We start from the raw sequence: 24,543 nt of genomic DNA on the forward strand, positions 1-24,543 counted from the left end.
CCGGCACGGTCACGCCGGGTGCTCCCTGGCCAGGTCCGGCGCGACCGCGCCGCGAGGACCGCCCGGGCGCACGGCCCGGGCGGTCCCGTCTCTGCGGGCGTCAGCCCCGGTCGGTGAAGACCGGTGCGTAGGCGTCCCGGTCCGCGAGCCAGGACTTCCGACGGAAGCGCTCGAGCGACAGGCCGAGCAGCGTGAGCAGACCGGCCATCACGAGCAGCCCCAGGTCACCCCCCGCGCCCGTCGTCGCCAGGGCCGTCGGGCCCGACGCCGCGACGGCCGTCCCGCCCGCCGTCGTCGCCGTGACGCCGGCGCCGGCGCCGATCGGGTGGAGCACCCGGACGACCGTGCCGTCCGTGCCACCCGTCGACCCCGGGTCGGTGGGGTCCGTCGGGTCGGTCGGGTCGGTCGGGTCCGTCGGGTCCGTCGGGTCGGTCGGGTCCGTCGGGTCGGTCGGGTCCGTCGGGTCCGTGGGATCCGTCGGGTCCGTCGGCACGACGGCGGCGGTCGGGCACGCCGCCGAGGCGTCACCCAGCAGGCCGACGCCCACGCCGCAGACGGTCACGGGGACCGTCACCGGCAGGTCGACGTCGAGGTCGGGCAGCGCCCCGAGGACGCCGTCCTCCCCGAGCAGGCCCCCGTCGAGGAGCCCGTCGCCCAGCAGGCCGTCCTCCCCGAGCACCCCGTCGAGCAGCCCGTCGCCCGAGGCGCCGCCGAGCAGGTCGTCGACGAGACCGTCCTCACCGAGCACGCCGTCCAGGAGGCCGTCGTCCCCGCCGAGCACGTCGTCGCCGAGGAGCCCGTCGCCGAGCAGGTCGTCCACCAGACCGCCGTCACCCAGGACGCCGTCGAGGAGGCCCGTGCCGTCGGCGTCGCCGGATCCGGTCCCGTCACCGGGGACCTCTCCCGCCGCGCCACCGCCGACCGTCGCGTCGCCGCCGACGCCGACCGCGACACCGGACACGTCCACCGGCACCGTCACGGGCACGTCGACGTCGACGCCGGAGCCGGACCCCGCCGCGCCGTCGTCCGCGCCGTCAGCCGGAGCAGCCGGAGCCGCCGGAGCCGGCGTGACGGTCGCGTCACCCAGGATGCCCACCGCGACGCCGGACACGTCCACGGGGACGGTCACGGGCACGTCGACGTCCACGTCCGTCGGTCCTGCCGGAGCTGGGGCCGGGGCCGGGGCGGGCTCGGCAGCCGCAGCCGGAGCCGGGGCCACCGCGGCGTCGCCGAGGACGCCGACGGCGACGCCCGAGACGTCCACCGGGATCGTCACGGGCACGTCGAGGTCGACGTCCGCCGGGCCCGCCGGAGCCGGCGCGGGGTCGGGCGCCGGGGCCGGAGCCGGCGCGGGCGCGGGGGTCACCGTGGCGTCCCCGAGGGCGCCCACCGCGACGTCGGACACGGTGACGGGGACGTTCACGGGCACGTCCACCGACACGTCGGGAAGGGCCTCGGTCACCTGGCTCAGCGGAGCCTCGACCGACAGGTCCAGCCCGAGGTCGCCGAGGAGGTCGCCCTCGGCTGCGTGGGCCGCTCCGGCCCCGACGACCACGAGGCCGCCTGTGACGAGCGCTGTGCGCAGCGCGCGTCGAACGAAGGTGTGCATGATCGTTCTCTCTCCTGCTCAGAAGTGGCTGGCGCACGACGGCGCCGGGTCGCGTCTGCCGCGCTCGGGGCGCGACGCGAGCCACGTCAGGCAGGAGAGACGGGGACCTCGAAGAACGTCGAGGGGTGGTTCGACCGCGCGTCGTCGACGACGGCGGTCCAGGACGAGAGCACGGGGGCGTCGGCACCGTGGCCGAGGGCGGCGAGGTCGCCGCCGGACCCGGCGCGCTGGGAGCTGCCGGACGGCGCGGGTGTCGTACCGAGCCCGCCGTCCGACGGTGCGCCACCCAGGGGTGTCGCACCGCCTGCGGGCACGGCGGTGCCGGGCGGAGCGTCGAGCGGGGCGAGGAGACCCCCGCCGCGTGCGCCCGCGGGCGGGGTGCCGAGCGCCGTCGGGCCCGCCCGGTCCGCACCGGGAGGAGGCACGGGCGGCAGCTCGCCGCCCGACGGCAGCGGCACGGTGGGCGCGGTGGGCTCGGCCACGGTCGTGCCGGCGCCGGGCCCCGCCGGGCCGACCGGGCCCGGAGCCTCCGGACCGGGAGCGGGCGCCTCGGGGAGCACGGGTGCGAGCGGGTCGAGCGGGGTGAACGGCCCCGTCACCGGGCCGAGGACCGGGTCGGTCACGGGCGCCAGCGCGTCGAGCACCGGGGTCAGCGCGTCGAGGACGGGCGTCACCGGGTCGAGCGCGGGCGACACCGCCCCGAGGACGGGGTTCACCACGGGGGCGACCGCCTCGACGACGGGCGTCGCGGCCGGCACGACCGCGTCGAGGACCGGCGTGGTCACGGGAGCGACGACGTCGGTCACGGGCTGCACGACGGGCGCCACGGGCGCGACGACCTGCTCGACCACGGGAGCGGCCGGCGCGACGACCTGGTCGACCACCGGCGCGACGGGCCGCACGGCCTCCTCGACCACGGGTGCCGCCGGGGTCACGACCTTCTCGACGACCGGGGCGACCGGCTGGACGACGGGGGCGACGACGTCGCGCACGACGGGCTGGACGACGTCCTGCACGACCGGGTCGACGACGCTCTGGACCGTCGAGGTGACGGGCGACAGGACCTTGCCGAGGCCGAGCGGGTCGTCCGCAGCGGACGCGCCGCCCGCGGTCGCGACGGCGAACGCGAGGCCGGCACCGAGACCACCTCCGGCCACGAGCGCGCGCACGAGCCAGCGGCGGGCGGCTGGTGCGCGCCTGCCCTGCGCGTCGTGCGTCGCGTCCATCGTGCGCCCCGTAGGTCGTCGGTGCGGCGAAGAGGCGGGCCGGCAGGCCCGTCCGGGGTCACGGTAGGCATGCGCCGGTGACGCTCACCACCGGAGCGTCCGATTTCACCCGACGGTCGCCCCGAACACCAGCCCGAGCAGGTAGGTCGCCGCCGCGGCACCGAAGCCGATGCCGATCTGCCGCAGCGCCCGCGTGAGCGGCGAGGTCCCCGAGAGCAGGCCGACCGTCGCGCCGGTCGCCAGGAGCGCGACCCCCACGAGGAGCGCCGCCACGCCGACCGCGACGAACCCGGTCAGGCCGAAGAGGTAGGGCAGCACCGGGATGAGCGCGCCCGACGCGAAGAACAGGAACGACGACACCGCCGCCCCCATCGCCGTGCCGTGCGTCTCGTGCTCGTCCGCGCTGGGCGGCGGGGCGATCACCGTCTGCTGCGTGTACGTCGCGAGCACGTCGGCGGCGTGGTCCTCGGCCTCGGCGGGCGCCATGCCCCGCGCGCGGTAGACGAGCGCGAGCTCGTTCGCGTCGACGTCGAGGTCGGGCAGTGCCGCGGACGCCTGCGGGCTCGGCGTCGAGGCGTCGAGCAGCTCGCGCTGCGACCGCACCGACACGTACTCCCCCGCGCCCATCGACAGCGCGCCCGCGAGCAGGCCCGCGAGCCCCGAGAGGAGCACCGTGCTGTTCGACGCCCCGGACGCCCCGATGCCGAGGATCAGCGCGAGGTTGGACACGAGGCCGTCGTTCGCGCCGAACACGGCGGCACGGAACGTCCCCGACATGCGGTTGCGCCCGCGCGTCGCGAGCCCGCGCACGACCTCCTCGTGGATCCGCTCGTCGGCGGTCATCCGGGGCGTCGCGTCGGCGTCGGTCTCGTACGTCGAGCGCGCCTCGGCGCGCTGTGCGAGCGCGAGCACGAACACGCCGCCGAAGCGGCGCGCGAGCCAGCCGAGCGTCCGGGTGCGCCAGTCGCCCCGCAGGGGCTTGCCGACGTCGTCGCCGAGCAGGCCGAGCCAGTGCTGCTCGTGCCGCCCCTCCGCGTCCGCGAGCGCCAGCAGGATGTCGCGCTCCTCACCGCTGCGGCGGCTCGCGAGGTCGCGGTAGACGGCCGCCTCCGCGCGCTCGTCGGCGAGGAACCGGCGCCACCGCCGGATCTCCTGCGGCGTCGGTCGGTGCCCGACGACGGGGGCCGGGTCCCCGCCCGGCGTCACCCCGTGCGGGTCGCCGGCGGGCAGGCCGGTGTGCGGCTCAGGCGTGGAGGACATGCCTCCATGATGGCGATCTTCGGCCGCGCCGTGTTGCGCGCGGCCGAACGCGGGGCCGGGGGTCCCCCCGACCGGTGTTCCGGGCGTCCCCAACCTCGGGCCCGCCCGTCGTCCGCCGTCGTGGTTGGATCGGACCATGACCACTGGAGAGAACGAGCTGTCCCGCCCCGAGGTCGACGCGCCGGAGGGCCCCGCGCCCACCGAGCTCGTCGTCGAGGACATCACCGTCGGTGACGGCCCCGAGGCGACGCCGGGCGCGACCGTGAACGTGCACTACCTCGGCGTCGAGTACGAGACGGGCGAGGAGTTCGACGCCTCGTGGAACCGCGGGCAGTCGATCAACTTCCCGCTGCGCAGCCTCATCGCCGGCTGGCAGCAGGGCATCCCCGGGATGAAGGTCGGCGGGCGGCGCAAGCTCGTCGTGCCGCCGGAGCTCGCCTACGGCCCCGCGGGCGGCGGCCACCGCCTGTCCGGCAAGACGCTGATCTTCGTCATCGACCTGCTCGGCGTGTCCTGACCGACCGCTGACGTGCAGGAGGGCCCCGGTCGTCGACCGGGGCCCTCCTGCTGTCCGTCGCACCGGGCGGCGCCGTCGTGCGACGGGCCTACCGCGCCGGGCCAGGGCACGTGACCAGCGCGGCGTCCGTCTCCGGGGTGCCGGCACCGGGTGCCGGGCTCGGGGCGGGTCCGGCCGCCAGGTCGGTGTCCCGCTCGCGACGGGCCGCCCGGAGGCGGACCACCGTGTCGACGAGGACACCGAGGAGGATCCCGCCGACGACCCCCACCACGACGGCGAGGAGCGGGCTGTCGCCCACCCACGCGGCGGCGAGCGTGCCGATGAGGACCGAGTAGGTGGCCCACGCGACCGACGCGACGGCGGACAGCGCCATGAAGCGCCGGCGCGAGAAGCCCACGGCACCCGCGGTCACGTTGACCGCCGTCCGCCCGACGGGCACGAACCGCGCGCCCAGGACGACGGACGCGCCGCGCCGGTCGAGGGAGCGGGTCGCCCAGGCGACGGCGCGCTGACCGCGGGAGCCGCGCAGCACCGGCAGCGCGCGCGTGCCGACCGCCCGGCCGAGCGCGTAGGCGAGCTGGTCGCCGCACCAGGCGCCGAGCGCCGCGACGAGCAGGACGAGCCCCCAGGCGACGCCCCCGCCGGACTGCGCCCCCACGGCGAGCATGACGATCACGGTCTCGCCGGGGATCGGCGGGAAGAACCCGTCCCCCGCGGTCGTCGCGAACAGCGTCGGCAGCGCCCACACCGAGTCGACGAGCGCGAGCAGCCACGCCTCGACCTGTCCCCACAGCTCCACGACCCACGCGACCATGCGTCCCAGCCTCGACCGCGCGACCGCCCGGCACCATGGGGTATCCCCCCGGTTCTCCCCTGAGGCGACCCCGACCGGGCGCCCGCGGACAGGTGGTCCGGCGACCCTCCGGTCCGGGGGACAATGTGGCTCGACGCATTCGCCTCCCCGCGCCGCAGCCGGCGGGCGGGGACGTCCGTGATCGAGGAGCGCTGTGATCACTGTCAGCACCGACGGCTCGTGCCTGAGCAACCCGGGCGGCGCCATCGGGTGGGCGTGGATCAACCACGACGGCACGTTCGACTCCGGCGGCGCCGTGAGCGGGACCAACCAGGTCGCCGAGCTGACCGCGCTGCTCCAGGCGGTCCGCGCGCACCCCGGTGCGGAGCCGCTCCTCATCGAGTCCGACTCGCAGTACGCCATCAAGTGCGCGTCCGAGTGGGTCGTCGCCTGGAAGCGCAAGGGGTGGCGCACCGCGGGCGGCCAGCCCGTGAAGAACCTCGAGCTCGTCCAGGCGATCGACCGGGTCATCACCGAGCGCGCCGGGCCCGTCCGGTTCCGCTGGGTGCGCGGCCACGTCGGCGACCCGTTCAACGAGCGCGCCGACCAGCTCGCGGGCCTCGCCGCCCAGGACTGGGCCGCGGGCCGGGGCGACCTCGACGGCACGCTCGTCCCCGAGCTCGGCGATCCCACGCGCCCGGCCGGCCGCGCGACCGGGCCGGCGCACGCCACGGCTTCCGCCGCGCACGCCCCGGCGCCCAAGCAGCCGACGCCGGAGCCCGCGTGGGACATGGACACCCTGTTCGACTGACGCTCGGGGCGGGCTCGCGGTCGCGCATGATGGGTCCGTGACGACACGAACCCCTGCCGACCTCGTCCGTGAGTTCTTCGCCGTCGTGCGCTCGGGCGACGACCCGGCCCGCGCGGGCGAGTACCTCGCGCCCCTCGTCGCGGCGCACCAGGTGACGTCGGAGGCGCCGACGACGGTGCACCGGACTCCCGCGCAGTACGCCGAGCACGTCGAGGAGATGCGCGCCGCGTACGGGCGCTTCACCCTGACGGTCGACGAGCTCCTCGCGGACGGCGACCGCGTGTACGTCCGCTGGACCCAGCGCGGCCGCCACGTCGGCGAGGTGGACGGTCGCGCGCCGACCGGGGCGGAGGTCGTGCAGGTCGCGAGCTGCGTCTACCGTGTCGCGGACGACCGCGTGGTGGAGTACTGGATGCAGATCGACCGGGCAGGGCTCGCGGCACAGCTCGCGGCGGCGACGGATCCTGCTGGGCCGTCGGCGGCGGGTGCGACGATGGTCCGGTGACCGTCCTGCCGAGCCCGAACCCGCGCCCGAGCCCGGTCCCAGCGCCGGCCGAGCTCGCGGTCGGCGACGGTCCCGTCCCGGTCGTGTACGCCGTGGTCGGTGAACCGCTCGTCCGGCGCGTCCGGTCGGACCGGCCCCTGGACCTGCACCTCACGCTCGGTCGGCTCTCCCGCGGGCCGTACGACCCGACGTTCCGCCGCACGCCGTCCGGGGACGTCTGGCGCACGACGCGGATGCCCGCCGGTCCCGCGACGTGCCGCCTCGTGCAGACCGGGCCGCGCGACGTCGTCGGGCACGCCTGGGGACCGGGCGCCCAGGAGGCGCTCGACGCCCTCCCCCACCTGCTGGGCGAGCACGACGACGACACCGGCTTCACCCCGCCCGCGCCCCTGCGCGACGCGCACCGGCGCAGCCCGGGCCTGCGCATCCCCCGCACCGGTCGCGTGCTGGAGGCGCTCGTCCCCGCGATCCTCGAGCAGCGCGTCCAGACGGTCGCCGCGTGGCGATCGTGGGGCTGGCTCCTGCGCAAGTACGGCGAGCGAGCCCCGGGGCCCGCGGGCGACGCCGGGATGCTCGTCGTGCCCGACGCCGCCACGTGGGCGCGCGTCCCGTCGTGGGACTGGCACCGGGCGAACGTCGACCCGGGCCGCGCGCGGACCGTCGTCGCGGCCGCGCGCGTCGCCCGCCGGCTCGAGGAGTGCGGCGCGCTGCTCGACGCGCAGGGCGCCGCCGCCGCGCACGCCCGGCTCCAGGCCGTCCCGGGCGTGGGCGTCTGGACCGCGGCCGAGGTCGCGCAGCGCGCGCTCGGCGACGCCGACGCCGTGTCCGTGGGCGACTATCACCTCGCCAAGGCGGTGGGCTGGGCGCTCGTCGGCGAGCGCGTCGACGACGACCGGATGCTCGAGCTCCTCGCGCCGTACTCGCCGCACCGCTACCGCGTCGTCCGGCTCCTGGAGCTCTCGGGCAGGGCGCACGCCCCGCGGCGCGGCCCACGCCTCTCGATCCAGGACCACCGCCTGCACTGACGGCCCGCGCACCTCGCCGGGGGCATGAAAGAGTCGCCGGAACCTGCCGTTCCGGCGACCGTTTCACGCACGCACGGTGTTACTCGGGGAGCGCGCACACCCCGTCGACGCAGACCGCGGCGTCGTCCGCGCCGACCAGCGTGAGCGACGGCGCGGTCTCGCGGTGCGGGGCGGCCGCGTCCGCGGCGTTCACGCTCATGAGCGTGGTGCGGCGCGGGTTCGCGATGGAGTGGTAGAGGTTCGTCGTGGTGTCGGTCATCTGAGGCCTCCTCGTGGGATCACGGGCGCCGGTGCACGTGTGGAGCCGGCGTCGGTGCGGGCTGCTCCCAGTCTCGGTGATACCGAGTCGCAGGTCCACCGCACCGGGGTGTGAGATACGTCGCTCTCCGTACCTGATCTCGCAGAGCGGACAGCTCAGGCGGCGTCGCGCTCCGCGACGGCCTGCTGCAGCACCTGGACGAAGACCGCCGGGTCCTGGGCCCCCGAGACGCCGTACCGGCCGTCGACGACGAAGAACGGCACCCCGTTGATCCCGTAGGCGCGCGCCTGGTCGATGTCCGCCTGCACGTCGTCCGCGTAGCGGCCGTCCTCCAGAGCCGCGACGACCTCGGCGCGGTCGAGACCGACCTCCGCCGCGAGGTCCGCGAGCTCCTGGACGCGGCCCACGTGGCGGCCCTCCTCGAAGTACGCCTTGAGGAGGCGCTCCTTCATCTCGACCTGCTTGCCGTGCGCCTTCGCGTGGTGCAGCAGCTCGTGGGCGGTGAGCGTCTTGGTGTGCTGGAGCGCGTCGAAGTCGTAGGCCAGGCCCTCGGCCGCGGCGAGCTGCGTCATCTGCCCGAGCATCTGCTCGACCTGCGCGCGGGGCATGCCCTTGTGCCCCGCGAGGAAGTCCACCTCGGTGCCGTCGAAGTCGACGGGAGTGTCCGGCGCCAGCTCGAACGAGTGGTACTCGATGTCGACCTGCGGGCCGTCACCGGCCTCGGCGAGCCGGCCGAGCGCCGTCTCGAGGCGTCGCTTGCCGACGTAGCACCAGGGGCACGCGACGTCGGACCAGATGTCGATCTTCACCGTGGGGGCCGACGCGTCGGCCGCGGCGGGGCTGTTCGTGGTCATGTGACCGTTCAACCATCTGGACGACCGCACGATTCCCTCGCGGACCTCGTCACGGCGTGACGTTCGCCGCACGGTAGAGGTCCTGCAGCACCATGATCTCCGCGCCGTGGTGGATCAGCTCGCGGTTCATGTGCGCGACGAGGTGGACGAACGGCGCCTGCGCGTCGATCTCCGTCGCCTGGCTCAGCCCGACCGTGAACGCCCCCTCGTCCGGCAGCGCGTCCACCCCGGCCCGCCACCGGTCCACCTCGTGCCGCAACCCCGCGACCGCCGGTCCGACCTCGCCCGAGAACGTCACGGAGTCGCGGCGGCGCTCGTGCGGCCCGAACGTCCACTCCCACCGCTCGAAGAACGCCTCGGTGAGGTGCGCGACGAGCCACGCGATCGTCCGCGGCTGCGGCGAGTCCGGCCCGTCGGGCCACTCCATCACCCAGTCGCCGACCCCGAGCGTGCGCGACGTGCGCTCCGTGCCGCGACGCACGACGCGCAGCGCGTCCGGCCCAGGCTCCCACTCGAGCTCCGCCTGCGTCAGCGTCGCGAGCCGTTCCGCGACCTCGAGCCACGAGAACCCGAGCTGGCCGCGCACGACCGCGAGCGTCGTCGGGACCGTGAGGATCGACCAGTCGAACTCGGGGCTGCCGTACGCGATCTCCCCGTCCGCCGTCTCGTGCACCATCTCGCTCCCCTCCCCGCGGCGCCGTCGCCGCCCGTCGGTGTCCGCTCGACGCTAGCCGGACCCACCGACGCCTGCGCGCGAGAATGGGTTCGGCCCGTCCCCCGTCCCCCGTCCCCCGGAGTCCTCGTGCGCGTCCGCCCCCGTACCGTCCTGCTCGTCGCGACCGGGATCGCCGTCGTCCTGCTCGGCGCCCTCGTCGTGTTCCTCGCGATCAACGGGGTCGACGGCGTCCCCGGCTGACCCGGCCGACGCGCGCTCCGGGCGTCCCGGGGTGATGCTGCTGGAGGACACCACCAGGAAGGCCGACCCGTGACCACGACCGACACCACCCCCGACCCGCAGCTCGTCCTCGTGCGCCACGGGGAGACGGAGTGGAGCGCGAGCGGCCGCCACACCGGCCGGTCCGACATCCCGCTCACGGTCGCCGGCGAGCAGCAGGCCGTCGCGGCGGGCGTGTGGCTGCAGGGGTGGGCGGACCGCCGGGGGCGACGCCCCGCCGTCGTGCGCACGAGCCCGCGGCAGCGCGCTCGACGCACCGCCGACCTCGCCGGGTTCCCCGACGCGGAGACCGACGACGACCTCGCCGAGTGGGACTACGGCCCCGTCGAGGGCCGGACCGCCGTCGACGTCGGCGAGCAGCTCGGCCACGAGTGGCTGATCTTCCGCGACGGCGTCAACGTGCTCGCCGCCGCGAACGGGCACCGCGGCGAGGAGCTCTCCGCGGTGGCCGACCGGGCCGGACGCGTGCTCGGTCGCGTCGAGCCGACGCTGCAGGGCGGCGACGACGTCGTGCTGTTCGCCCACGGGCACCTGCTGCGCGTCCTCGCGACCGTGTGGCTCGGGATCGACCCGGGGCTGGGCGCGCGGTTCGAGCTCGGCACGGCCGCGATCTGCCTGCTGGGCTACGGCCACGGGCTGCGCACGGTCGAGGGCTGGAACCTCTCCGCCCAGGCCTGAGACCCGGCGAGCCGACCGGCGGGACGACCCTCCCCGTGCGGACCGCGAGGTGGCACGATGCTGCCCATGGGTCTGAGCGAGAAGCACCTCACCGAGGGCGAGCACGTCGTCATGGAGCTCAAGGAGCACGCGAAGGCGCTGTTCTGGCCGTTCGTGCTGCTGGTCGTGCTCGTCGCGGCGGTCGTCGTGACGGTCGTGCTCGTCCCGAACGACGTCGTCCGCTGGGTCGTCGCGGGCCTCGCCCTCGTCGCGGCGGTCGTCTGGGTGTTCGTGCCGTGGCTGCGCTGGCGGACCACGGAGTACACCGTGACGAACAAGCGCATCGCGATGCGCTCGGGCATCATCACGCGCACCGGGCGGGACATCCCCCTGTACCGCATCAACGACGTGAACTACGAGAAGGGCCCGATCGACCGGCTCTTCGGCTGCGGGACGCTCGTCATCTCGGACGCGACGGACAAGCCGGGGCTGAACCTGCACGACGTGCCCGACGTCGAGAACGTGCAGGTCCGCCTGCACGACCTGCTCTTCACCGCCGACGACGGCTCCGACGACGGCGAGTGGCCGCCGAACGAGCCGCCGCGCGGCCCGCGCGCCCCTCGCATCCCGCGCGCGGAGCGCTGACCGCACGGCCCGCCGACGCCCTGCGAGGAGCGCCGGCGGGCCGTGCGTGGCCGGTGCCGGAGGGTCAGCGGCTGCCGTCCGCGGAGAGCGAGACGATCGCCGAGATCGACGGGACGTACGCCGTCGAGGTGTGACCCGCCGCGACCCACGCCCCGTACGACGTGCGCACCGTGCCGTTGCTGACGTACTTGACGACGACGCGCGCGTACGTGCAGTTGATGTTCGTCACCCGCGCGGTGGTCCCGGACACGCTGGGCCCGGAGACGCTGCACCCGACGACGGCGGCGGAGGCCGCGGGGGCGGTCAGGGCGACCGCACCGGTCGCGAGGAGACCTGCCACGAGGGCGGAGCTGAGGAACTTCTTCATGTCGTGCTCCCTGCTTGATCGACATTGATACGAGTGAGCGCTCAGCAGGGAGCGTAGTGGAGCACCGCCGGTTTGTCAGCGGTCCGCATGAACTCGTCCCACACGGCTCGCGGCCGTGTCGCCGCAGGTGGGACGCGTGTCCGCTCAGTCCTCGATGCGCCGCCCGGCCGCGACCTCGGCGCGCGCCAGCATCTCGTCGGTCAGCGCGACGTCGCCCTCGAGGTGCGCGACGAGCAGCCGGCGCGCGACGTCGGCGGCACGCTCCGGGTCCGCACCGCGCGCGTTCCACGCCCCGAACCAGTCGGCGAGCGTCACGCCGTGCTCGGGCCGGTAGCAGACCGTCACCGCGTCCCCCGCCTGCAGCTCGCCGTTCCGCACGACCCGCAGGTACGCGCCGGTCCGGTTCGCGACGGTGAAGCGCTTGACCCACCTGTCCTCCCCGAGCCGCCGCGCGAACGTCGAGCACGGCGTGCGGGGCTGGGTGACCTCGAGCAGCGCCGTGCCCGCGGACCAGCGCTCCCCGACGACCGCCTCGCTCACGGGGATGCCCCGCACCCGCAGGTTCTCGCCGAACAGTCCCGGCGGGATCTCGCGCCGGAGCTGCCCGACCCACCAGTCGGCGTCGTCCTGGCCGTACGCGTACACGGCCTGCTCCTCGCCCCCGTGGTTCGCGCGGTCGGCCTGGAGGTCGGCGTAGAGGCCGAGGCGTCGGACCTTCACCGGGCCGTCGACGGGCCGCTTATCGATCGCCGTGACGCCGACGGGGCCGGCGTCCGGCAGGAGGGCGTGCACGCGGCACACCGCGAGGACCTCGCCGGTCGGGGCGCTGCTCGCGAGGGCGGTCACGGGCGCCGCGCCGGGAGACGTGGGATGGGCGGTCGGCGAGGCGGGCGCTGCGGGAGACATCCCTCGATTCTCTCAGCGCGACGTGGCCGAGGACACCGGGGACCAAGGTCACGGGACCGGTCTCACCCCGCACGGGTAGCGTCGGCGGCATGAGCGCCACCCGTCCCTCGCGCTGGGAGCAGAAGACCGCGGCCGACCCGTCTCACTCCGCCTGGTACGTCGAACGCTTCCGGGCGATGGCCGCACGCGGCGCCGACCTCGCCGGCGAGGCACGCCTGGTCGACGCCATGCTGCCCCGCGGGTCGCGCGTGCTCGACGCCGGGTGCGGGCCGGGGCGCGTGGGCGCAGAGCTGTTCGCGCGCGGCCACACGGTCGTCGGGGTCGACGTCGACCCGGTGCTGGTCGAGGCGGCGCGCGCCGACCACCCGGGGCCCGACTGGCGGGTGGGCGACCTCGCCGAGCTCGACCTGCCCGCCGAGGGCGTCACCGAGCCGTTCGACGCGATCGTGTGCGCGGGCAACGTGGTGACGTTCCTCGCGCCGGGCACCGAGGTCGAGGTCCTGCGCCGCTTCCGGGCGCACCTCGCCCCGGACGGTCGCGCCGTCGTCGGCTTCGGCACCGGGCGCGGCTACGCGCCCGAGCGGTTCCTGGCCGACGCCGCGGAGGCGGGGCTGCGCCTCGATGTCGCCCTCGCGACGTGGGACCTGCGCCCGTGGACCCCGGACGCCGACTTCCTCGTCGCCGTGCTCGCCGTCGACGCCGCGGGCTGAGAGGCCGGGTCGACAGCGCGCTCGGGCCGACGGCTCGTCTCAGGCGGGCGTGAAGGTGAACGTCACGGCCCCGCCCGAGCTCCCCGGCTCGCCCTCCACGTCGTCGACGTGGAGCATGCCCGCGCCGTGCAGGTCGATCGCGTCCCCGAGGTCGGCCCGCAGGACGTCCTCGCCGCGCGGCGAGCGGACCGCGAGCTGCGCGAGCGCGCGCCCCGCGCCGACGCCGACGCGCATCACGCCCACCCGCACGTCGGCGAACTCCGCCTGCGCTCCCTGCGGCACGCGCGCCCGGCGCACCTCGTCGTTGCCTGCCATGCGTCAGCCTCCCGAGTAGACGGAGTCGAAGTTCTCCTTGTACTCCTGCTCGGTGAGCCACAGGTCGCCGACCTTCTGCTCGCCGTCCAGGGTGCCGCCACCCGGTCCCCACGGGTTGACGACGTGGATCTTCATCTCGCCGTCGATCTCCTTGACCTCGGTGACGACGTAGGCGTGGTTGGGCACGATCCGGCTGTCGTCGACCTCGTCCTCCCACCACCAGAACGCGTCGTCGTCCTCGGTGCCCACGGCGACGGGCCCGTCCTTCAGCCGGTCCTGGATGTCGGAGAGGCTGAGCTCGCCCGACCGCTCGGCGGGGCGGCCGGTGATCGCCTCGAACGCGTCGTCGGAGTGCCCGCCGTCGATGTCCTCGTAGTCGCCGCCGAAGTACTCGGCCGCCGCCTTCTCGTAGATCGACACCCAGTTCGGCTCGCCGTTCTGGCCGCCGACGCCGTTCTCCGGGACCGTCGCCTCCACGACGATCTCGACCGGCTCGCCGTCCTTGTACATCGTCACGGTGTACGTGCCGTCGTCGTTGAGCCGGATGTGCTCGCGCAGGAACTCCGGGTCGGTCGTCGCGACGGCGCCCAGGCCGGCGAGGAACCAGCAGTCCCCGACCTGGCCCTGGTTGATGTCGTCGAGCGAGAAGTCCTCGTTCTCGAGGTCGATCGGCGGGACGTCCTCGTAGTCGCCGAGGTCGTCGGTGAGGCCCGGGTCCCCGGGCCGGTCGCCGTCCTCGCCCGGGGTGCTGCGGTCGCCGCCGCCCCCGCCGGAGCCGCCACCGGACCCGCCAGCGCCGTCGGTGCTCGCGCTCTCCTGCTGGTCCGCCTGGCGCACGACGGCGGTCGCCGCGTCGCCGAGGACCGCCCCGACCGCCGCGACGGCCGGGCCGTGCGACGTGGACCACTCGCCGCGCAGCGCGTCGCCGTCCGGCCCCTCCCAGGGGCTCGACGTCACCAGCGCGTCGAGCTCGCCGCGCAGCGACGTCAACCTGTCGGCGGCCTCGGACAACCGCTGTCCGAGCTGTCGCAGCTGTGCGACGTCCGCCCCGTACATCCCGCTCATGCTCTCCCCCTCGCCCGCAGGTCGCCGAGACGGTACCGCCGTCCGCCGACACGGGTCCATGGGGCGCGCTCCCCATCCCCGCGCGGGCCGCACCTCTGACCTCGGGTCGGTGCGCGCTGGTAGCGTCCCCCGCGGACGACGCACGCGACGACCGAGGGGGACCATGACGGAGCAGGCCACGACACCGCGCCGGGGCGCGACGACGCGCACCGCCGGGGCGGTGCTCGCGCTGGGCGCCCTCGCCACGCTCGCCGCGTGCGGCGGCGACGCCGAGCCGACGGAGCCGCCGCCCGCACCGGACGCCGTCGCGGGGTACGAGGAGGCCCGGCAGGACGTCCTCGCCGCCGTCCAGGACGTCTACGGCGCGGACGGCTGGGCCGACGACGACGGGGGCGCCTCGGCGACGGCGCAGGACGACGGTCGCTGCGTCGTCTTCCTTCCCGACGCCCGGGCCACGCCGGGGGGCGCGGACGCGTACGGCCTGCTCGCGGACGTCCCCGACGCGATCGCCCCGGTGCTCGACGAGCACGGTTTCGGCGCACCCTCGGGCGTCGTCGAGGCCGAGCACGGCGGGTCCGCCTCGGTCGAGGCCGAGGACCCGGCGGGGTGGTCGGTGCGCGTCACCGCCGACGGCGACCTGGTCCGCCTCGACGTGTCCGGCCCGGTCGACCTCGACCCGTGCGACGAGGCCGGTCTCCCGGAGCTCGGCTGAGCCGTGCCGTCGTACCGCGTGACCCTCGCCGTGGGCCTGCTGCGCCCGGGCGCCGACCCCGAGGCCGTGCTGCCCGCCGCCGCGGCCGCGGCGCGCGACCTGACGACGGTCGAGGCGTACGACGTCGGCGTCGTGCGCGGCGAGGCGCGCGTCACCGTCCGCTTCCTCGCCGACACGGACGCCGCCGCGCACACGGTCGCCGACGCGGTGGAGGCCGGCGTGCGCGCCCACGCCGCGACGTCGGGCGGTCGCCTGACCCGCCGTTGGGGAGCGCGCTGGCACCCGGCCTGACCGCCGTCGGCCCGGGACACCACGCCGGGCCGCCCGCCGCGCGACGAGGGCACGGGACCGGTTCAATGGACGGACCTGTCACCGACGCCGGGGAGGCGCACCCGTGGCCACGAGGACCGGCCTGTTCCGTCGCAAGTCCGTCGAGGACTCGCTCGCGGCGATCGACGACCCGGAGCGCTCGCTCAAGCGCAGCCTGACGTCCTGGGACCTCGCGGTCCTGGGGGTCGCGGTCGCGGTCGGCGCGGGCATCTTCTCCGTCGGCGCGACGGCAGCCGCGAACTACGCCGGGCCCAGCGTCATCGTCTCGTTCGTCATCGCGTCGATCGTGTGCGCCCTGGCCGTCATGTGCTACGCCGAGTTCGCCTCCGCGATCCCCGTCGCCGGGTCGGCGTACACGTTCTCCTACGCGACCATGGGCGAGCTCGTCGCGTGGATCATCGGGTGGGACCTCATCCTGGAGATGCTGCTCGCGTCGGCGGTCATCGCGAAGTTCTGGGGCGTCTACCTCGGTGACGCGTTCGGGCTGTTCGGCATCGACCTGCCGCTGACCGTCCCGATCGGTCCGGTCGACCTCGAGTGGGGCCCGGTGTTCATCGTCGCGGTGTTCACCACGCTGCTCGCGATCGGCACCAAGCTCAGCACGCGCGTCAACAGCGTGTTCACCGTCATCAAGGTCGGCATCACGCTGTTCGTCATCGTCGTCGGGTTCTTCTTCGTCGACGCGTCGAACTACTCGCCGTTCGTGCCGCCCGCCCAGCCCGCGCCGGAGCAGACCGCGCTCGAGCAGCCGCTCGTCGGCTTCCTCACGGGGCTCGAGCCCACGACGTACGGCGTCATGGGCCTGCTCGCGGGCGCCGCGCTCGTGTTCTTCGCGTTCATCGGGTTCGACGTCGTCGCGACCACGGCCGAGGAGGCCAAGGACCCGCAGCGCACGCTCCCGCGCGGCATCCTCGGCGGCCTCGCGATCGTCACGGTCCTGTACATCCTCGTGACGCTCGTCGTGACGGGCATGGTGTCGTACACCGAGCTCGCGGAGTCCGACGCGCCGTCGCTCACGACGGCTTTCATCCTCGTGGGCGCCGACTGGGCCGGACGGGTCATCTCCGTGGGCATCCTCGTCGGCCTGACGACGGTGATCATGGTGCTGCTCCTCGGGCTCACGCGCGTCGTCTTCGCGATGAGCCGCGACGGCCTCCTCCCTCGCGGCATCTCCCGGACCTCGCACCGGTACCACACGCCGATCCGCCTCCAGGTGGGGGTGGGGATCGTCGTCGCGCTCATCGCCGGGCTGTCCCAGGTAGAGCTGCTCGAGGAGATGATCAACATCGGGACGCTCTCGGCGTTCGTCCTCGTGAGCTTCGGCATCCCGGTCCTGCGCCGCTCGCGGCCCGACCTGAAGCGCTCGTTCAAGGTCCCGTGGTCGCCCGTGCTGCCGATCGTGTCCGGCGTCGCGTGCCTGTGGCTCATGGCCAACTTGACGACCCTCACGTGGCTCCGGTTCCTCGGCTGGGTCGTCGTGGGCCTGGTGATCTACGCGTTCTACGGCTACCGCCACTCGGTCGCGGCCCGCGACACCCTGAAGGGCGACGTCGCCGCGTAGGGTCGCCGCGTCAGTACCGTGGGCGCGATGAGCGCCACGGGAGACCCCGATCACCGCCGACCTCGTCCGCGAGGCGCTGGAGGAGCAGCACCCCGACCTCGCCGCGCTGCCGCTCCGCGAGGTCGCGGGCGGCTGGGGAAACCAGATGTGGCGGCTCGGCGACGACCTGGCCGTCCGGGTGCAGCGCAGGGACCCGACGCCGGAGCCCCAGCTCAAGGAGCGGCGGTGGCTGCCCGTGCTCGCGCCGCGCCTCCCGCTCCCCGTGCCGACGCCGGTGCGGCACGGCGAGCCGTCCGCGCGTCTCCCGCGGCACTGGACGGTCATGACCTGGGTCTCCGGCGAGCCGCTGGACCACGGCACGATCACCCGGGGCGCGCACGCCGCCGACGCGCTGGCGGGCTTCCTCCGGGCGCTGCACGTCGCTGCGCCCGCCGACGCGCCGACGTCCACGGACCGTGGCGCCCACGCCCGCGACGCCACGGACGGCTTCGAGGGGTTCCTGCGCGCCGTCGCCCCCGACGACGCCGCCGACGTCCGGGCGGTCTGGGCCGACGCCGTCGCGGCCACCGCGTGGGAGGGGCCGCCCGTGTGGGTGCACGGGGACCTGCACCCCGCGAACGTCGTCGTCGCGGACGGGACGCTCGCGGGCGTCGTCGACTTCGGCGACCTGTTCGCGGGCGACCCCGCGTGGGACCTCGCCGCCGCCTGGGTGCTGCTGCCCGCGGGCACCGCCGCGCGCTTCCTCGACGCCTACGGGCGCGCCGACGACGCGACGGTCCGGCGCGCCCGCGGGCTGGCGGCGCTCAAGGCCCTCTTCCTCCTGCTCATGGGGCAGAACGGGGACCGCGGGCTGCCCGGCGGCAAGGCCCACTGGGGGCCCGCGGGCCGCGCGGCGCTCGACCGCGTCCTCGCGGGCTGGCGCTCACCGGACGGCCAGGGCCTCCGTCGGTGAGAGCCGCGCCGCGCGCTCGGCCGGGTAGAGGCCCGCGACCACGCCGACGACGACGGTCGCGGCGAGGCCGCCGAGCGACGCCCAGGCCGGGACGTGGGTCGGCCACGCGCGCAGCGCCGCGTACGCGGTGGTCGCGACGACGCCCAGCACGACCCCCGCCGTCCGGATCGAGACGTCGTGCGACGAGGCTCCGACGTCCGGCGACCCGCTGCTGCTCGAGCAGCTCGTGCGCAACCTCGTCGAGAACGCCGAGCGCTACAACCTCCGCCACGACGGCTGGGTGCGGGTCGCCACGCGGTCCGACGCCGGCGGCGACGCCGTGCTCGAGGTCGTCGACCCCGGCCCGCCCGTCGCGCCCGACGACCTCCCGGGCCTGTTCGAGCCCTTCCGGCGGCTGGGCGGCGAGCGCACCGGCGACGGCACGGGGAGCGGGCTCGGGCTGTCGATCGTCCGCGCCGTGGTGGGCGCCCACGGCGGTTCCGTCACGCTCGCCGCGCGACCCGAGGACGGCCTCGTCGTGACCGTCCGGCTCCCCGGCGAGGTCTACGACGAGGTCCCGGCGTCTCCGCGTCTCGGATAACGGACATACCCGATGAATCGTCTCACCTCGGCGCTTTACTGCGGACGACCGATCAACACTGAGGGGGATTGATGCGAAAGGTCATGACGGCGGTCATCACTGCCACGCTCGCCGCGGGTGTCGCGCTCGGAGCGGCTGGCCCCGCCAGCGCGACGATCAGCTACCCGTCCGTGGGAGGCACGTGGGACCACGGCGCCGACGCCAAGGACGTCTGGTCGCACTACTACCACGGCAGCCGGGTCCACAAGTCCTCGACCTACGGGGAGAACGGGCTCCGCAGCTCCGGTTGGGTCTCCGCGGGGAAGTGGTCGTACCAGTGGGACGAGGTCCGTTGGTTCGGGAACAAGGCGTACTACGACGTCAAGTAGTTCGACTCACGTGCTGCCGAGCGTCCGGACGCCGTCGCTCGGCGGCACGCGGGCCCGCCCGTCCCCGACGACCGCAGTGATCGGAGCATCATGTCTCTTCGCAGGTCGACGCGGCGACGCGTCGCCGCGGCGGCTCTCGCCGCCCTCGTCCCGCTCCTTGCCGCGTGCGGAACCCCGGGTTCCGTCGGGTCGAGCGTCGACGACGGGACGGCCGTCGACGTTCCCGCGTTCGACGGCCCCTACGCCGCCGAGTTCACGGCCTTCTACTCCGACGCCGGGTCCGACTTCGCTCGTCAGGCGCTCGCCGACGAGGAGATCACGGACGCGGAGTACGCGGAGATGGAGGAGAAGTTCCGCACGTGCCTCGAGGCGGAGGGCGTGACCTTCTCCGGCTTCGAGCCCGACGGGTCGTACGAGGCCTCGCCCCTGCCGGACGGGAGCGACCCGTACGAGGTCGTGAAGACCTGCGAGCGTGAGTCGGGCGCCGACACGGTCGGGGCGCTGCACGACATCATGGCGTCCAACCCGGACAACCTCGACGTCCCGACGATCATGGCGGAGTGCCTGGTCCGTCGCGAGGTCGTACCGGCGGGCTACGCGGCAGACGACTACCTCACCGACATGGAGGGGCGGTTCTCCGACCTCGCCGCCCTGTCGACCGAGCTCCGCGAGGCGCTGACGTCGTGCTCGAGCGACCCGCTCGGCCTGGCCGGTGAGTGAGTGTCGCAGCCCGGCCACGGTGGGCCTGTGGGTGATCGGCGCACTGACGCTCGTCGCCGTGGGCGTCGTTCTCGGTGCCGCGTGGACGTCCCCGGCCGTCCCCGCAGCCCTTCGACCTCCCGCTCCCATCACCACCTTCGAGGTCCGGTCCGCGACGTTCGACGACGTCCGCTCCGTCCGGCTCGCCGTCGCCCGTGGCGAGGAGTCGGGGCTGGCATCACCCGGTAGCGGTCTCGTCACACGCTTCGACTGCCGTCCCGGCTCGACCATCGAGTCCGGGACCGCGCCGCTCTGGCTCGACGACGCACCGGTCGTCGCGCTCGCGACGACGCTCCCGCTGTGGCGGGACCTTCCGGTCGGCACCCAGGGCAACGACGTGCGGGCGCTGCAGGAGGAGCTGACGCGTCTGGGGCACCCGGTCGAGGCCACCGGAACGCTCGGCACGAAGACCCTGCGTGCCGTCAACGCACTCTTCGACGACCTCGGCGATCCTTCGGCCCTCACCTCCGTTCCGCGATCTCGTTTCCTCTGGATCCCCGGACCCTCGGTCACCGTCGCGGAGTGCTCGGTCACGACAGGGAGCCAGCTCGAGGCCGGAGCGGAGCTCGTCGTGACGCCCGGCACGCTGGCAGGCGTCGCACTGCGCGACGGAGCGCCGTCCGACCTCGTCGCCGGGGCGCGCACGCTCCGTGTGGACGGGATCGACGTCGCGGTCGAGCCGCAGAACCCGGTCACCGACCCAGCACTGCTCGCACAGCTCGACGCAGCGCCCTCGCTCCAGCAAGCAGGCACGGGCGACGAGGCGCCGGTCGGTCAGCTGCGGTTGGCAGAACCGGTCGACGTGTCGGTCGTCCCACCGTCCGCCGTGATCACGGCACCTGACGGGACGACCTGCGTGACCACGGACGCCGTGCCCCACAGGCTGCGGGTCGTCGGGTCCGAGCTCGGGCAGACGTTCGTCCTGTTCGACGGCGCCCCGCCGACCGCCGTCGACACGTCGCCCCGGTCGGACGCCCCGTGCGCGTGACGGCGACCGGCCTCGGGCACCACTTCCCCCGGCGCCCCTGGCTCTTCCGCGGGCTCGACCTCGATCTGCGGCCAGGTCGCACCTACGCGCTCACCGGTCCGTCGGGGTCGGGCAAGAGCACCCTGCTCGGCCTGCTCGCCGGGTGGGAGGAACCCCGCGAGGGCACCGTCGCGCGGGACGGCATCGAGCGGACCGGATGGGTGTTCCAGAACCCGCACGGGACGCCGCGGCGCTCGGCGCTCGACCACGTCGCGCTCCCGCTGCTCGTCCGGGGGCTGCACCCCCGAGAGGCGGAGCGACGAGCCGCCGACCTCCTGAGCAGGTTCGGGCTCGACGACATCGCGCAGCAGCAGTTCCGCCGCCTCTCGGGCGGGGAGGCGCAGCGCCTGATGCTGGCACGAGCCATCGCGTCGGAACCGGGCCTCCTGCTCGTGGACGAGCCGACCGCCCAGCTCGACCTGCCGACCGCCCGCACCGTCAACGAGTCCCTCGGTGCGCTGCGCTCGCCCGGGACGATCATCGTCGTCGCGACCCACGACGCCGCGACCCGCGACTCCTGCTCGGACCACGTCGACCTGACGCTGGACCCCGCCGCATGAGGCTGCGCTCGATCCTGCGCGAGGCGTGGCGCAACGCTTCCACAGGTACCGCACGCTGCGTCACGCTGGCGCTGGTGCTGATCGGCCTGGTGGTGACCGCGACGGTCGCCGAGATCTCGACCGTGGCGACGCTCGAACAGCAGGCCGCGGACTTCCGGGCGGCGGGTGGGTCGGTCCTCACGATCTCGGCACCGGGCCGGGTCGACGGCGCGCGGTGCGAGTCGTTGCGCGATCTGCCCGGGGTGCACGCCGCGGGTGCGCTCACCGTCCGACCGGACGAGCCCGTCGCCGCCGTCGCCCTTCCCGGTGCCCCGATGCCCGCCGCCGACGCGAGTCCAGGATTCCCGGCCGTCGTCGGCGCCACGACCGACGGCGGGCCGGGCCTGATCCTGACTGACGACGCCGTCGCGACGCTCGGCCTCGAGCTCGGCGACCGGCTCTCCGCGACGACCGGGACGTCTCGCCTCGCGGGCACCTACGCCTACCCTCGCGACGGGCGGAGGGACGGGTACGGCTATCTCGCGGTGAGCGTCACCGGGTACCGCGCACCCTTCGACGAGTGCTGGGTCGAGGCGTGGCCGATGACCACGGAGCTGAACCCCCTCCTCTTCACCGTGCTCCGGCCGGGCGGCGATGCCGACGACGTCCCCCAGGTGCAGCAGCTCAACTCCACGCTGGGTTCCGGGCTCGATGGCGCGGGGCTGTTCCACGAGCGCGTCACCCGGTTCGGAGGGCTCCTCGTCGGGCTGATCGCTGCCGCCGTGGCCCTCGTCACCGTACGGGCTCGCCGGGTGGAGCTCGCCACGGCCCTCCACGACGGGATGCGACGGCGTGACCTGTGGACGATCGTGTCGCTGGAGTCGGTGCTGTGGACCGCTCCGGCGGTAGCTGTCGGGATGTCGCTCTCCCTCGCCTGGTTCGGCCGGGACGGCGACCTGCTGGTCGGCGCGATACTCGGTGCGCGCGTGACCCTGTCCGTGCTGGCGGGTGCCGTGGCAGGCGTCGCCGTCGCCCTGGCCACGACGCGCGAGAAGGACCTGTTCGCCTACGCGAAGGACCGATGACCACACCGACGCCGCACACAACCTACGCAACCGTAGGTTACGGTGGCGTAGTGAACACTCTGGCGACGAGGCCGTGGACCGCCCGCTACGCTCCCGGCGTCCCGACGGACGTCGAGGTGCCCGACGAGCCGGTCACGGCCGCCCTCTACCGCGCGGCCGAGCGCTGGCCGGACCGCGTCGCGGTCGACTTCTTCGGCGCGACCACGACCTACGCCCGGCTCGTCGCGCAGGTCGAGCGCGCCGCGAGCGCCCTGCACGACCTCGGCGTGCGCCACGGCGACCGCGTCGCGCTCGTGCTGCCCAACGGGACGTCGCACGTCGTCGCGTTCTACGCCGTCCAGCGCCTCGGCGCCGTCGTGGTCGAGCACAACCCCACCTACACCGCCGACGAGCTCGCCCACCAGCTCGCCGACTCCGGCGCGAGCGTCGCCGTCGTGTGGACCAAGACCGTCCCCGCCGTGCTCGACGCCCGCGCGCACGCGGCTGGCCTGCGCACCGTCGTCGGGCTCGACATCGCGCGCGACCTGCCCCGCGGGAGCCGCCTCGCGCTGCGCCTGCCCGTCGCGCGGGCGCGCGCCCAGCGCGACGCGCTGCGCGGCCCCGTCCCCGCGGGCGTCCCCGACTGGCACGACCTCGTCCGCCGTGCGCGGGCGCTCCCCCCGGCGCTCCCCCACCCGGGCGCCGACGACGTCGCGCTCCTCCAGTACACGGGCGGCACCACGGGCACGCCCAAGGGCGCGGTGCTCACGCACCGCAACCTCGTCGCCAACGTCGTGCAGGGCCAGGCGTGGGCCACGTTCGAGGAAGGTGCCGAGACCGTCTACGGCGTGCTGCCCTTCTTCCACGCGTTCGGGCTGACGTTCTGCCTCACCCTGCCTGCGCGCATCGGCGCGACGCTCGTCGCGTTCCCGAAGTTCGACCCGCAGGCGTTCGTCGCCGCGCAGGCGCGCCGCCCCGCGACGTTCCTACCCGGCGTCGCGCCCATGTTCGACCGCATCGTCGCCGCCGCCGCGGACGCGCCCGGGCCGGGCTCCGACCTCACCTCGATCCGCCTCGCGTTCGCGGGCGCGATGCCCCTCACGGCGGAGACCGCACGGCGCTGGGAGGACGCGACGGGCGGCCTGCTCATCGAGGGCTACGGCATGACCGAGACGTCCCCGATCTCGCTCGGCAACCCCTGCTCCGACGACCGCCGCCCCGGGACCCTCGGCCTTCCCTTCCCCAGCACGGAGATCCGGGTCGTCGACGCCGACGCGCTCGACGCGGGCGTCCTGCGCGACGCCGACCCCGAGCCCACCGACGACCCCGCTGCACCGCGCACCGTGCGCGGCGAGCTGCTCGTGCGCGGCCCGCAGGTGTTCCGCGGCTACTGGAACCGCCCCGAGGAGACCGCGCACCAGCTCCTCGACGACGGCTGGCTGCGCACGGGCGACGTCGTCCGCGTCGCGCTCGACGGCCCCGACGCCGGGCTCGTCACGCTCGTCGACCGCATCAAGGAGATGATCGTCACCGGCGGGTTCAAGGTGTACCCCTCCCAGGTCGAGGACCACCTGCGCGGGATGCCGGGCGTCCGGGACGTCGCCGTCGTGGGCGTCCCCGGCAGCGGCTCGGACGAGCACGTCGCGGCCGTCGTCGTGCTCGACGACGCCGACGACGCCGGCTCGCCCCCGCGCGTCGACCTCGCCGCCGTGCGCGAGTGGGGCGAGAAGCGCCTGGCCCGCTACGCCCTTCCCCGCACGCTCGCCGTCGTGCCGGAGCTCCCACGCTCCCAGATCGGCAAGGTCCTGCGCCGCGTCGTCCGCGAGGACCTCCTGCACCGCGACGACGTCGAGCACCACCGCGCCTGACAGCCCGCGCCGACCCGCCGACCGCCGAGGCAGACCCCCGGCCCGCCGAGGCAGACCCCCGGCCCGCCCAAGTAGACCCCTGGTCACGCGAGGTAGAGCCCTGGCCCGCCGAGGTAGAGCATGGTTGCCCGAGGTAGAGCCCTGGTCCCCCGAAGTAGAGCCGTGGTCCGCTGAAGTAGAGCCCAGGTCGTCCTCGACGCAGCCGGTCGCCCGCTGCAGTCGGATCGCCCGTCGGCGTAGTCCCTGATGTCCGACGGCGGGCCGCACGGGCGTGTCACCCGGGCGAGCGAGGACCAGGGCGAGA

30 protein-coding genes are annotated in these 24,543 nt (G+C 75.0%); 18 read left to right on the plus strand and 12 right to left on the minus strand.

The window, feature by feature from the left end:
• Positions 1–100: 100 nt before the first annotated feature.
• The 3 genes from ABWU78_RS18915 to ABWU78_RS18925 all read right to left on the minus strand — a co-directional run bounded on the left by ABWU78_RS18915 (position 101) and on the right by ABWU78_RS18925 (position 4,095).
• On the minus strand, positions 101–1,609 hold the full coding sequence (locus ABWU78_RS18915; protein WP_439159194.1) for a hypothetical protein: 1,509 nt from the start codon (positions 1,607–1,609) through the stop codon (positions 101–103).
• An 86-nt stretch (positions 1,610–1,695) separates the two neighbouring features.
• A complete protein-coding gene (locus ABWU78_RS18920; RefSeq protein WP_253054282.1) occupies positions 1,696–2,835 on the minus strand; it encodes a hypothetical protein in 1,140 nt (379 codons plus the stop codon).
• A gap of 105 nt (positions 2,836–2,940) precedes the next feature.
• Positions 2,941–4,095: a VIT1/CCC1 transporter family protein gene (locus ABWU78_RS18925; protein WP_439159195.1), complete on the minus strand. Its 1,155-nt coding sequence runs from the start codon at positions 4,093–4,095 to the stop codon at positions 2,941–2,943.
• Positions 4,096–4,231: 136 nt separating this feature from the next.
• Here ABWU78_RS18925 and ABWU78_RS18930 point away from each other — a divergent pair, with 136 nt between their 5' ends.
• Complete coding sequence (locus ABWU78_RS18930) at positions 4,232–4,612, plus strand: FKBP-type peptidyl-prolyl cis-trans isomerase (protein WP_087470098.1); 381 nt, start codon at positions 4,232–4,234, stop codon at positions 4,610–4,612.
• An 88-nt stretch (positions 4,613–4,700) separates the two neighbouring features.
• On the opposite strand, the gene ABWU78_RS18935 is transcribed toward ABWU78_RS18930, so the two are convergent.
• A complete protein-coding gene (locus tag ABWU78_RS18935; RefSeq protein WP_253054288.1) occupies positions 4,701–5,426 on the minus strand; it encodes a DedA family protein in 726 nt (241 codons plus the stop codon).
• A gap of 193 nt (positions 5,427–5,619) precedes the next feature.
• Here ABWU78_RS18935 and ABWU78_RS18940 point away from each other — a divergent pair, with 193 nt between their 5' ends.
• The 3 genes from ABWU78_RS18940 to ABWU78_RS18950 are packed head-to-tail and all read left to right on the plus strand — an operon-like array spanning position 5,620 to position 7,746.
• Positions 5,620–6,216: a ribonuclease H family protein gene (locus ABWU78_RS18940; RefSeq protein WP_253054290.1), complete on the plus strand. Its 597-nt coding sequence runs from the start codon at positions 5,620–5,622 to the stop codon at positions 6,214–6,216.
• 37 nt (positions 6,217–6,253) lie between these two features.
• Positions 6,254–6,721, plus strand: a complete 468-nt coding sequence (locus ABWU78_RS18945) for an ester cyclase (protein ID WP_353708238.1) — start codon at positions 6,254–6,256, stop codon at positions 6,719–6,721.
• Positions 6,718–7,746, plus strand: coding sequence for a DNA-3-methyladenine glycosylase family protein (locus ABWU78_RS18950; RefSeq protein ID WP_439159196.1), 1,029 nt, complete (start codon positions 6,718–6,720; stop codon positions 7,744–7,746). Before ABWU78_RS18945 ends, ABWU78_RS18950 begins: the two co-directional genes overlap by 4 nt.
• Before the next feature lie 79 nt (positions 7,747–7,825).
• Here the strand turns inward: ABWU78_RS18950 and ABWU78_RS18955 are convergent, their stop codons facing one another.
• The 3 genes from ABWU78_RS18955 to ABWU78_RS18965 form a co-directional block, all read right to left on the minus strand.
• Positions 7,826–8,005, minus strand: coding sequence for a hypothetical protein (locus ABWU78_RS18955; protein ID WP_253054296.1), 180 nt, complete (start codon positions 8,003–8,005; stop codon positions 7,826–7,828).
• Positions 8,006–8,160: 155 nt separating this feature from the next.
• On the minus strand, positions 8,161–8,859 hold the full coding sequence (locus ABWU78_RS18960; protein WP_253054298.1) for a DsbA family oxidoreductase: 699 nt from the start codon (positions 8,857–8,859) through the stop codon (positions 8,161–8,163).
• Between the two features lie 49 nt (positions 8,860–8,908).
• Positions 8,909–9,535 carry a DinB family protein gene (locus tag ABWU78_RS18965; RefSeq protein ID WP_253054300.1) on the minus strand — a complete coding sequence of 209 codons (627 nt, stop codon included), beginning with the start codon at positions 9,533–9,535 and terminating at the stop codon, positions 8,909–8,911.
• A gap of 309 nt (positions 9,536–9,844) precedes the next feature.
• Between ABWU78_RS18965 and ABWU78_RS18970 the strand changes: the two genes are divergently transcribed.
• Positions 9,845–10,492: a histidine phosphatase family protein gene (locus ABWU78_RS18970; RefSeq protein ID WP_353708235.1), complete on the plus strand. Its 648-nt coding sequence runs from the start codon at positions 9,845–9,847 to the stop codon at positions 10,490–10,492.
• 66 nt (positions 10,493–10,558) lie between these two features.
• Positions 10,559–11,116, plus strand: coding sequence for a PH domain-containing protein (locus ABWU78_RS18975; protein ID WP_353708234.1), 558 nt, complete (start codon positions 10,559–10,561; stop codon positions 11,114–11,116).
• Between the two features lie 64 nt (positions 11,117–11,180).
• Here the strand turns inward: ABWU78_RS18975 and ABWU78_RS18980 are convergent, their stop codons facing one another.
• Positions 11,181–11,483 carry a hypothetical protein gene (locus ABWU78_RS18980; protein WP_253054306.1) on the minus strand — a complete coding sequence of 101 codons (303 nt, stop codon included), beginning with the start codon at positions 11,481–11,483 and terminating at the stop codon, positions 11,181–11,183.
• 144 nt (positions 11,484–11,627) lie between these two features.
• The gene (locus ABWU78_RS18985) at positions 11,628–12,389 is read right to left on the minus strand and encodes an MOSC domain-containing protein (protein WP_353708233.1); all 762 of its coding nucleotides are present in this window, start codon (positions 12,387–12,389) and stop codon (positions 11,628–11,630) included.
• An 89-nt stretch (positions 12,390–12,478) separates the two neighbouring features.
• On the opposite strand from ABWU78_RS18985, the gene ABWU78_RS18990 reads away from it, so the two are divergent.
• Positions 12,479–13,099, plus strand: coding sequence for a class I SAM-dependent methyltransferase (locus ABWU78_RS18990; protein WP_253054312.1), 621 nt, complete (start codon positions 12,479–12,481; stop codon positions 13,097–13,099).
• Positions 13,100–13,138: 39 nt separating this feature from the next.
• Here ABWU78_RS18990 and ABWU78_RS18995 read toward each other — a convergent pair whose 3' ends face one another.
• Together ABWU78_RS18995 and ABWU78_RS19000 are read right to left on the minus strand one after the other, a co-directional pair.
• Complete coding sequence (locus ABWU78_RS18995) at positions 13,139–13,414, minus strand: hypothetical protein (protein ID WP_087470109.1); 276 nt, start codon at positions 13,412–13,414, stop codon at positions 13,139–13,141.
• Positions 13,415–13,417: 3 nt separating this feature from the next.
• Positions 13,418–14,479 carry a C2 family cysteine protease gene (locus tag ABWU78_RS19000; protein ID WP_253054317.1) on the minus strand — a complete coding sequence of 354 codons (1,062 nt, stop codon included), beginning with the start codon at positions 14,477–14,479 and terminating at the stop codon, positions 13,418–13,420.
• 163 nt (positions 14,480–14,642) lie between these two features.
• Here ABWU78_RS19000 and ABWU78_RS19005 point away from each other — a divergent pair, with 163 nt between their 5' ends.
• The 4 genes from ABWU78_RS19005 to ABWU78_RS19020 all read left to right on the plus strand — a co-directional run bounded on the left by ABWU78_RS19005 (position 14,643) and on the right by ABWU78_RS19020 (position 18,034).
• A complete protein-coding gene (locus ABWU78_RS19005; protein WP_253054319.1) occupies positions 14,643–15,191 on the plus strand; it encodes a hypothetical protein in 549 nt (182 codons plus the stop codon).
• Between the two features lie 3 nt (positions 15,192–15,194).
• Entirely contained in the window at positions 15,195–15,482 is a 288-nt protein-coding gene (locus ABWU78_RS19010; RefSeq protein WP_253054322.1) for a hypothetical protein, read from the plus strand.
• 103 nt (positions 15,483–15,585) lie between these two features.
• Complete coding sequence (locus tag ABWU78_RS19015) at positions 15,586–17,082, plus strand: amino acid permease (RefSeq protein WP_253054329.1); 1,497 nt, start codon at positions 15,586–15,588, stop codon at positions 17,080–17,082.
• A 76-nt stretch (positions 17,083–17,158) separates the two neighbouring features.
• Positions 17,159–18,034 carry an aminoglycoside phosphotransferase family protein gene (locus tag ABWU78_RS19020; protein WP_439159201.1) on the plus strand — a complete coding sequence of 292 codons (876 nt, stop codon included), beginning with the start codon at positions 17,159–17,161 and terminating at the stop codon, positions 18,032–18,034.
• Here the strand turns inward: ABWU78_RS19020 and ABWU78_RS19025 are convergent.
• Positions 18,005–18,184, minus strand: a complete 180-nt coding sequence (locus ABWU78_RS19025) for a hypothetical protein (RefSeq protein WP_253054333.1) — start codon at positions 18,182–18,184, stop codon at positions 18,005–18,007. The genes ABWU78_RS19020 and ABWU78_RS19025 overlap by 30 nt on opposite strands.
• On the opposite strand from ABWU78_RS19025, the gene ABWU78_RS19030 reads away from it, so the two are divergent.
• The 7 genes from ABWU78_RS19030 (at position 18,162) to ABWU78_RS19060 (ending at position 24,239) form a co-directional block, all read left to right on the plus strand.
• Positions 18,162–18,614 (plus strand): sensor histidine kinase, encoded by a 453-nt coding sequence (locus ABWU78_RS19030; protein WP_439159197.1) that lies wholly within the window; start codon positions 18,162–18,164, stop codon positions 18,612–18,614. The two genes, ABWU78_RS19025 and ABWU78_RS19030, sit on opposite strands and share 23 nt — an antisense overlap.
• Before the next feature lie 71 nt (positions 18,615–18,685).
• Complete coding sequence (locus tag ABWU78_RS19035; RefSeq protein WP_081895947.1) at positions 18,686–18,982, plus strand: lactococcin 972 family bacteriocin; 297 nt, start codon at positions 18,686–18,688, stop codon at positions 18,980–18,982.
• Positions 18,983–19,072: 90 nt separating this feature from the next.
• On the plus strand, positions 19,073–19,702 hold the full coding sequence (locus ABWU78_RS19040) for a hypothetical protein (RefSeq protein ID WP_375825302.1): 630 nt from the start codon (positions 19,073–19,075) through the stop codon (positions 19,700–19,702).
• Between the two features lie 31 nt (positions 19,703–19,733).
• Positions 19,734–20,729, plus strand: a complete 996-nt coding sequence (locus ABWU78_RS19045; RefSeq protein WP_439159198.1) for a peptidoglycan-binding domain-containing protein — start codon at positions 19,734–19,736, stop codon at positions 20,727–20,729.
• Positions 20,726–21,328, plus strand: a complete 603-nt coding sequence (locus tag ABWU78_RS19050) for an ABC transporter ATP-binding protein (protein ID WP_253054343.1) — start codon at positions 20,726–20,728, stop codon at positions 21,326–21,328. Before ABWU78_RS19045 ends, ABWU78_RS19050 begins: the two co-directional genes overlap by 4 nt.
• Positions 21,325–22,392, plus strand: a complete 1,068-nt coding sequence (locus ABWU78_RS19055; RefSeq protein ID WP_439159199.1) for a hypothetical protein — start codon at positions 21,325–21,327, stop codon at positions 22,390–22,392. Before ABWU78_RS19050 ends, ABWU78_RS19055 begins: the two co-directional genes overlap by 4 nt.
• A complete protein-coding gene (locus ABWU78_RS19060; RefSeq protein WP_439159200.1) occupies positions 22,389–24,239 on the plus strand; it encodes an AMP-binding protein in 1,851 nt (616 codons plus the stop codon). Before ABWU78_RS19055 ends, ABWU78_RS19060 begins: the two co-directional genes overlap by 4 nt.
• The last annotated feature ends 304 nt before the right edge of the window (positions 24,240–24,543 follow it).

This window comes from Cellulosimicrobium sp. CpK407 (assembly GCF_051844275.1).
GTDB classification, from domain to species: Bacteria; Actinomycetota; Actinomycetes; order Actinomycetales; family Cellulomonadaceae; genus Cellulosimicrobium; species Cellulosimicrobium cellulans_G.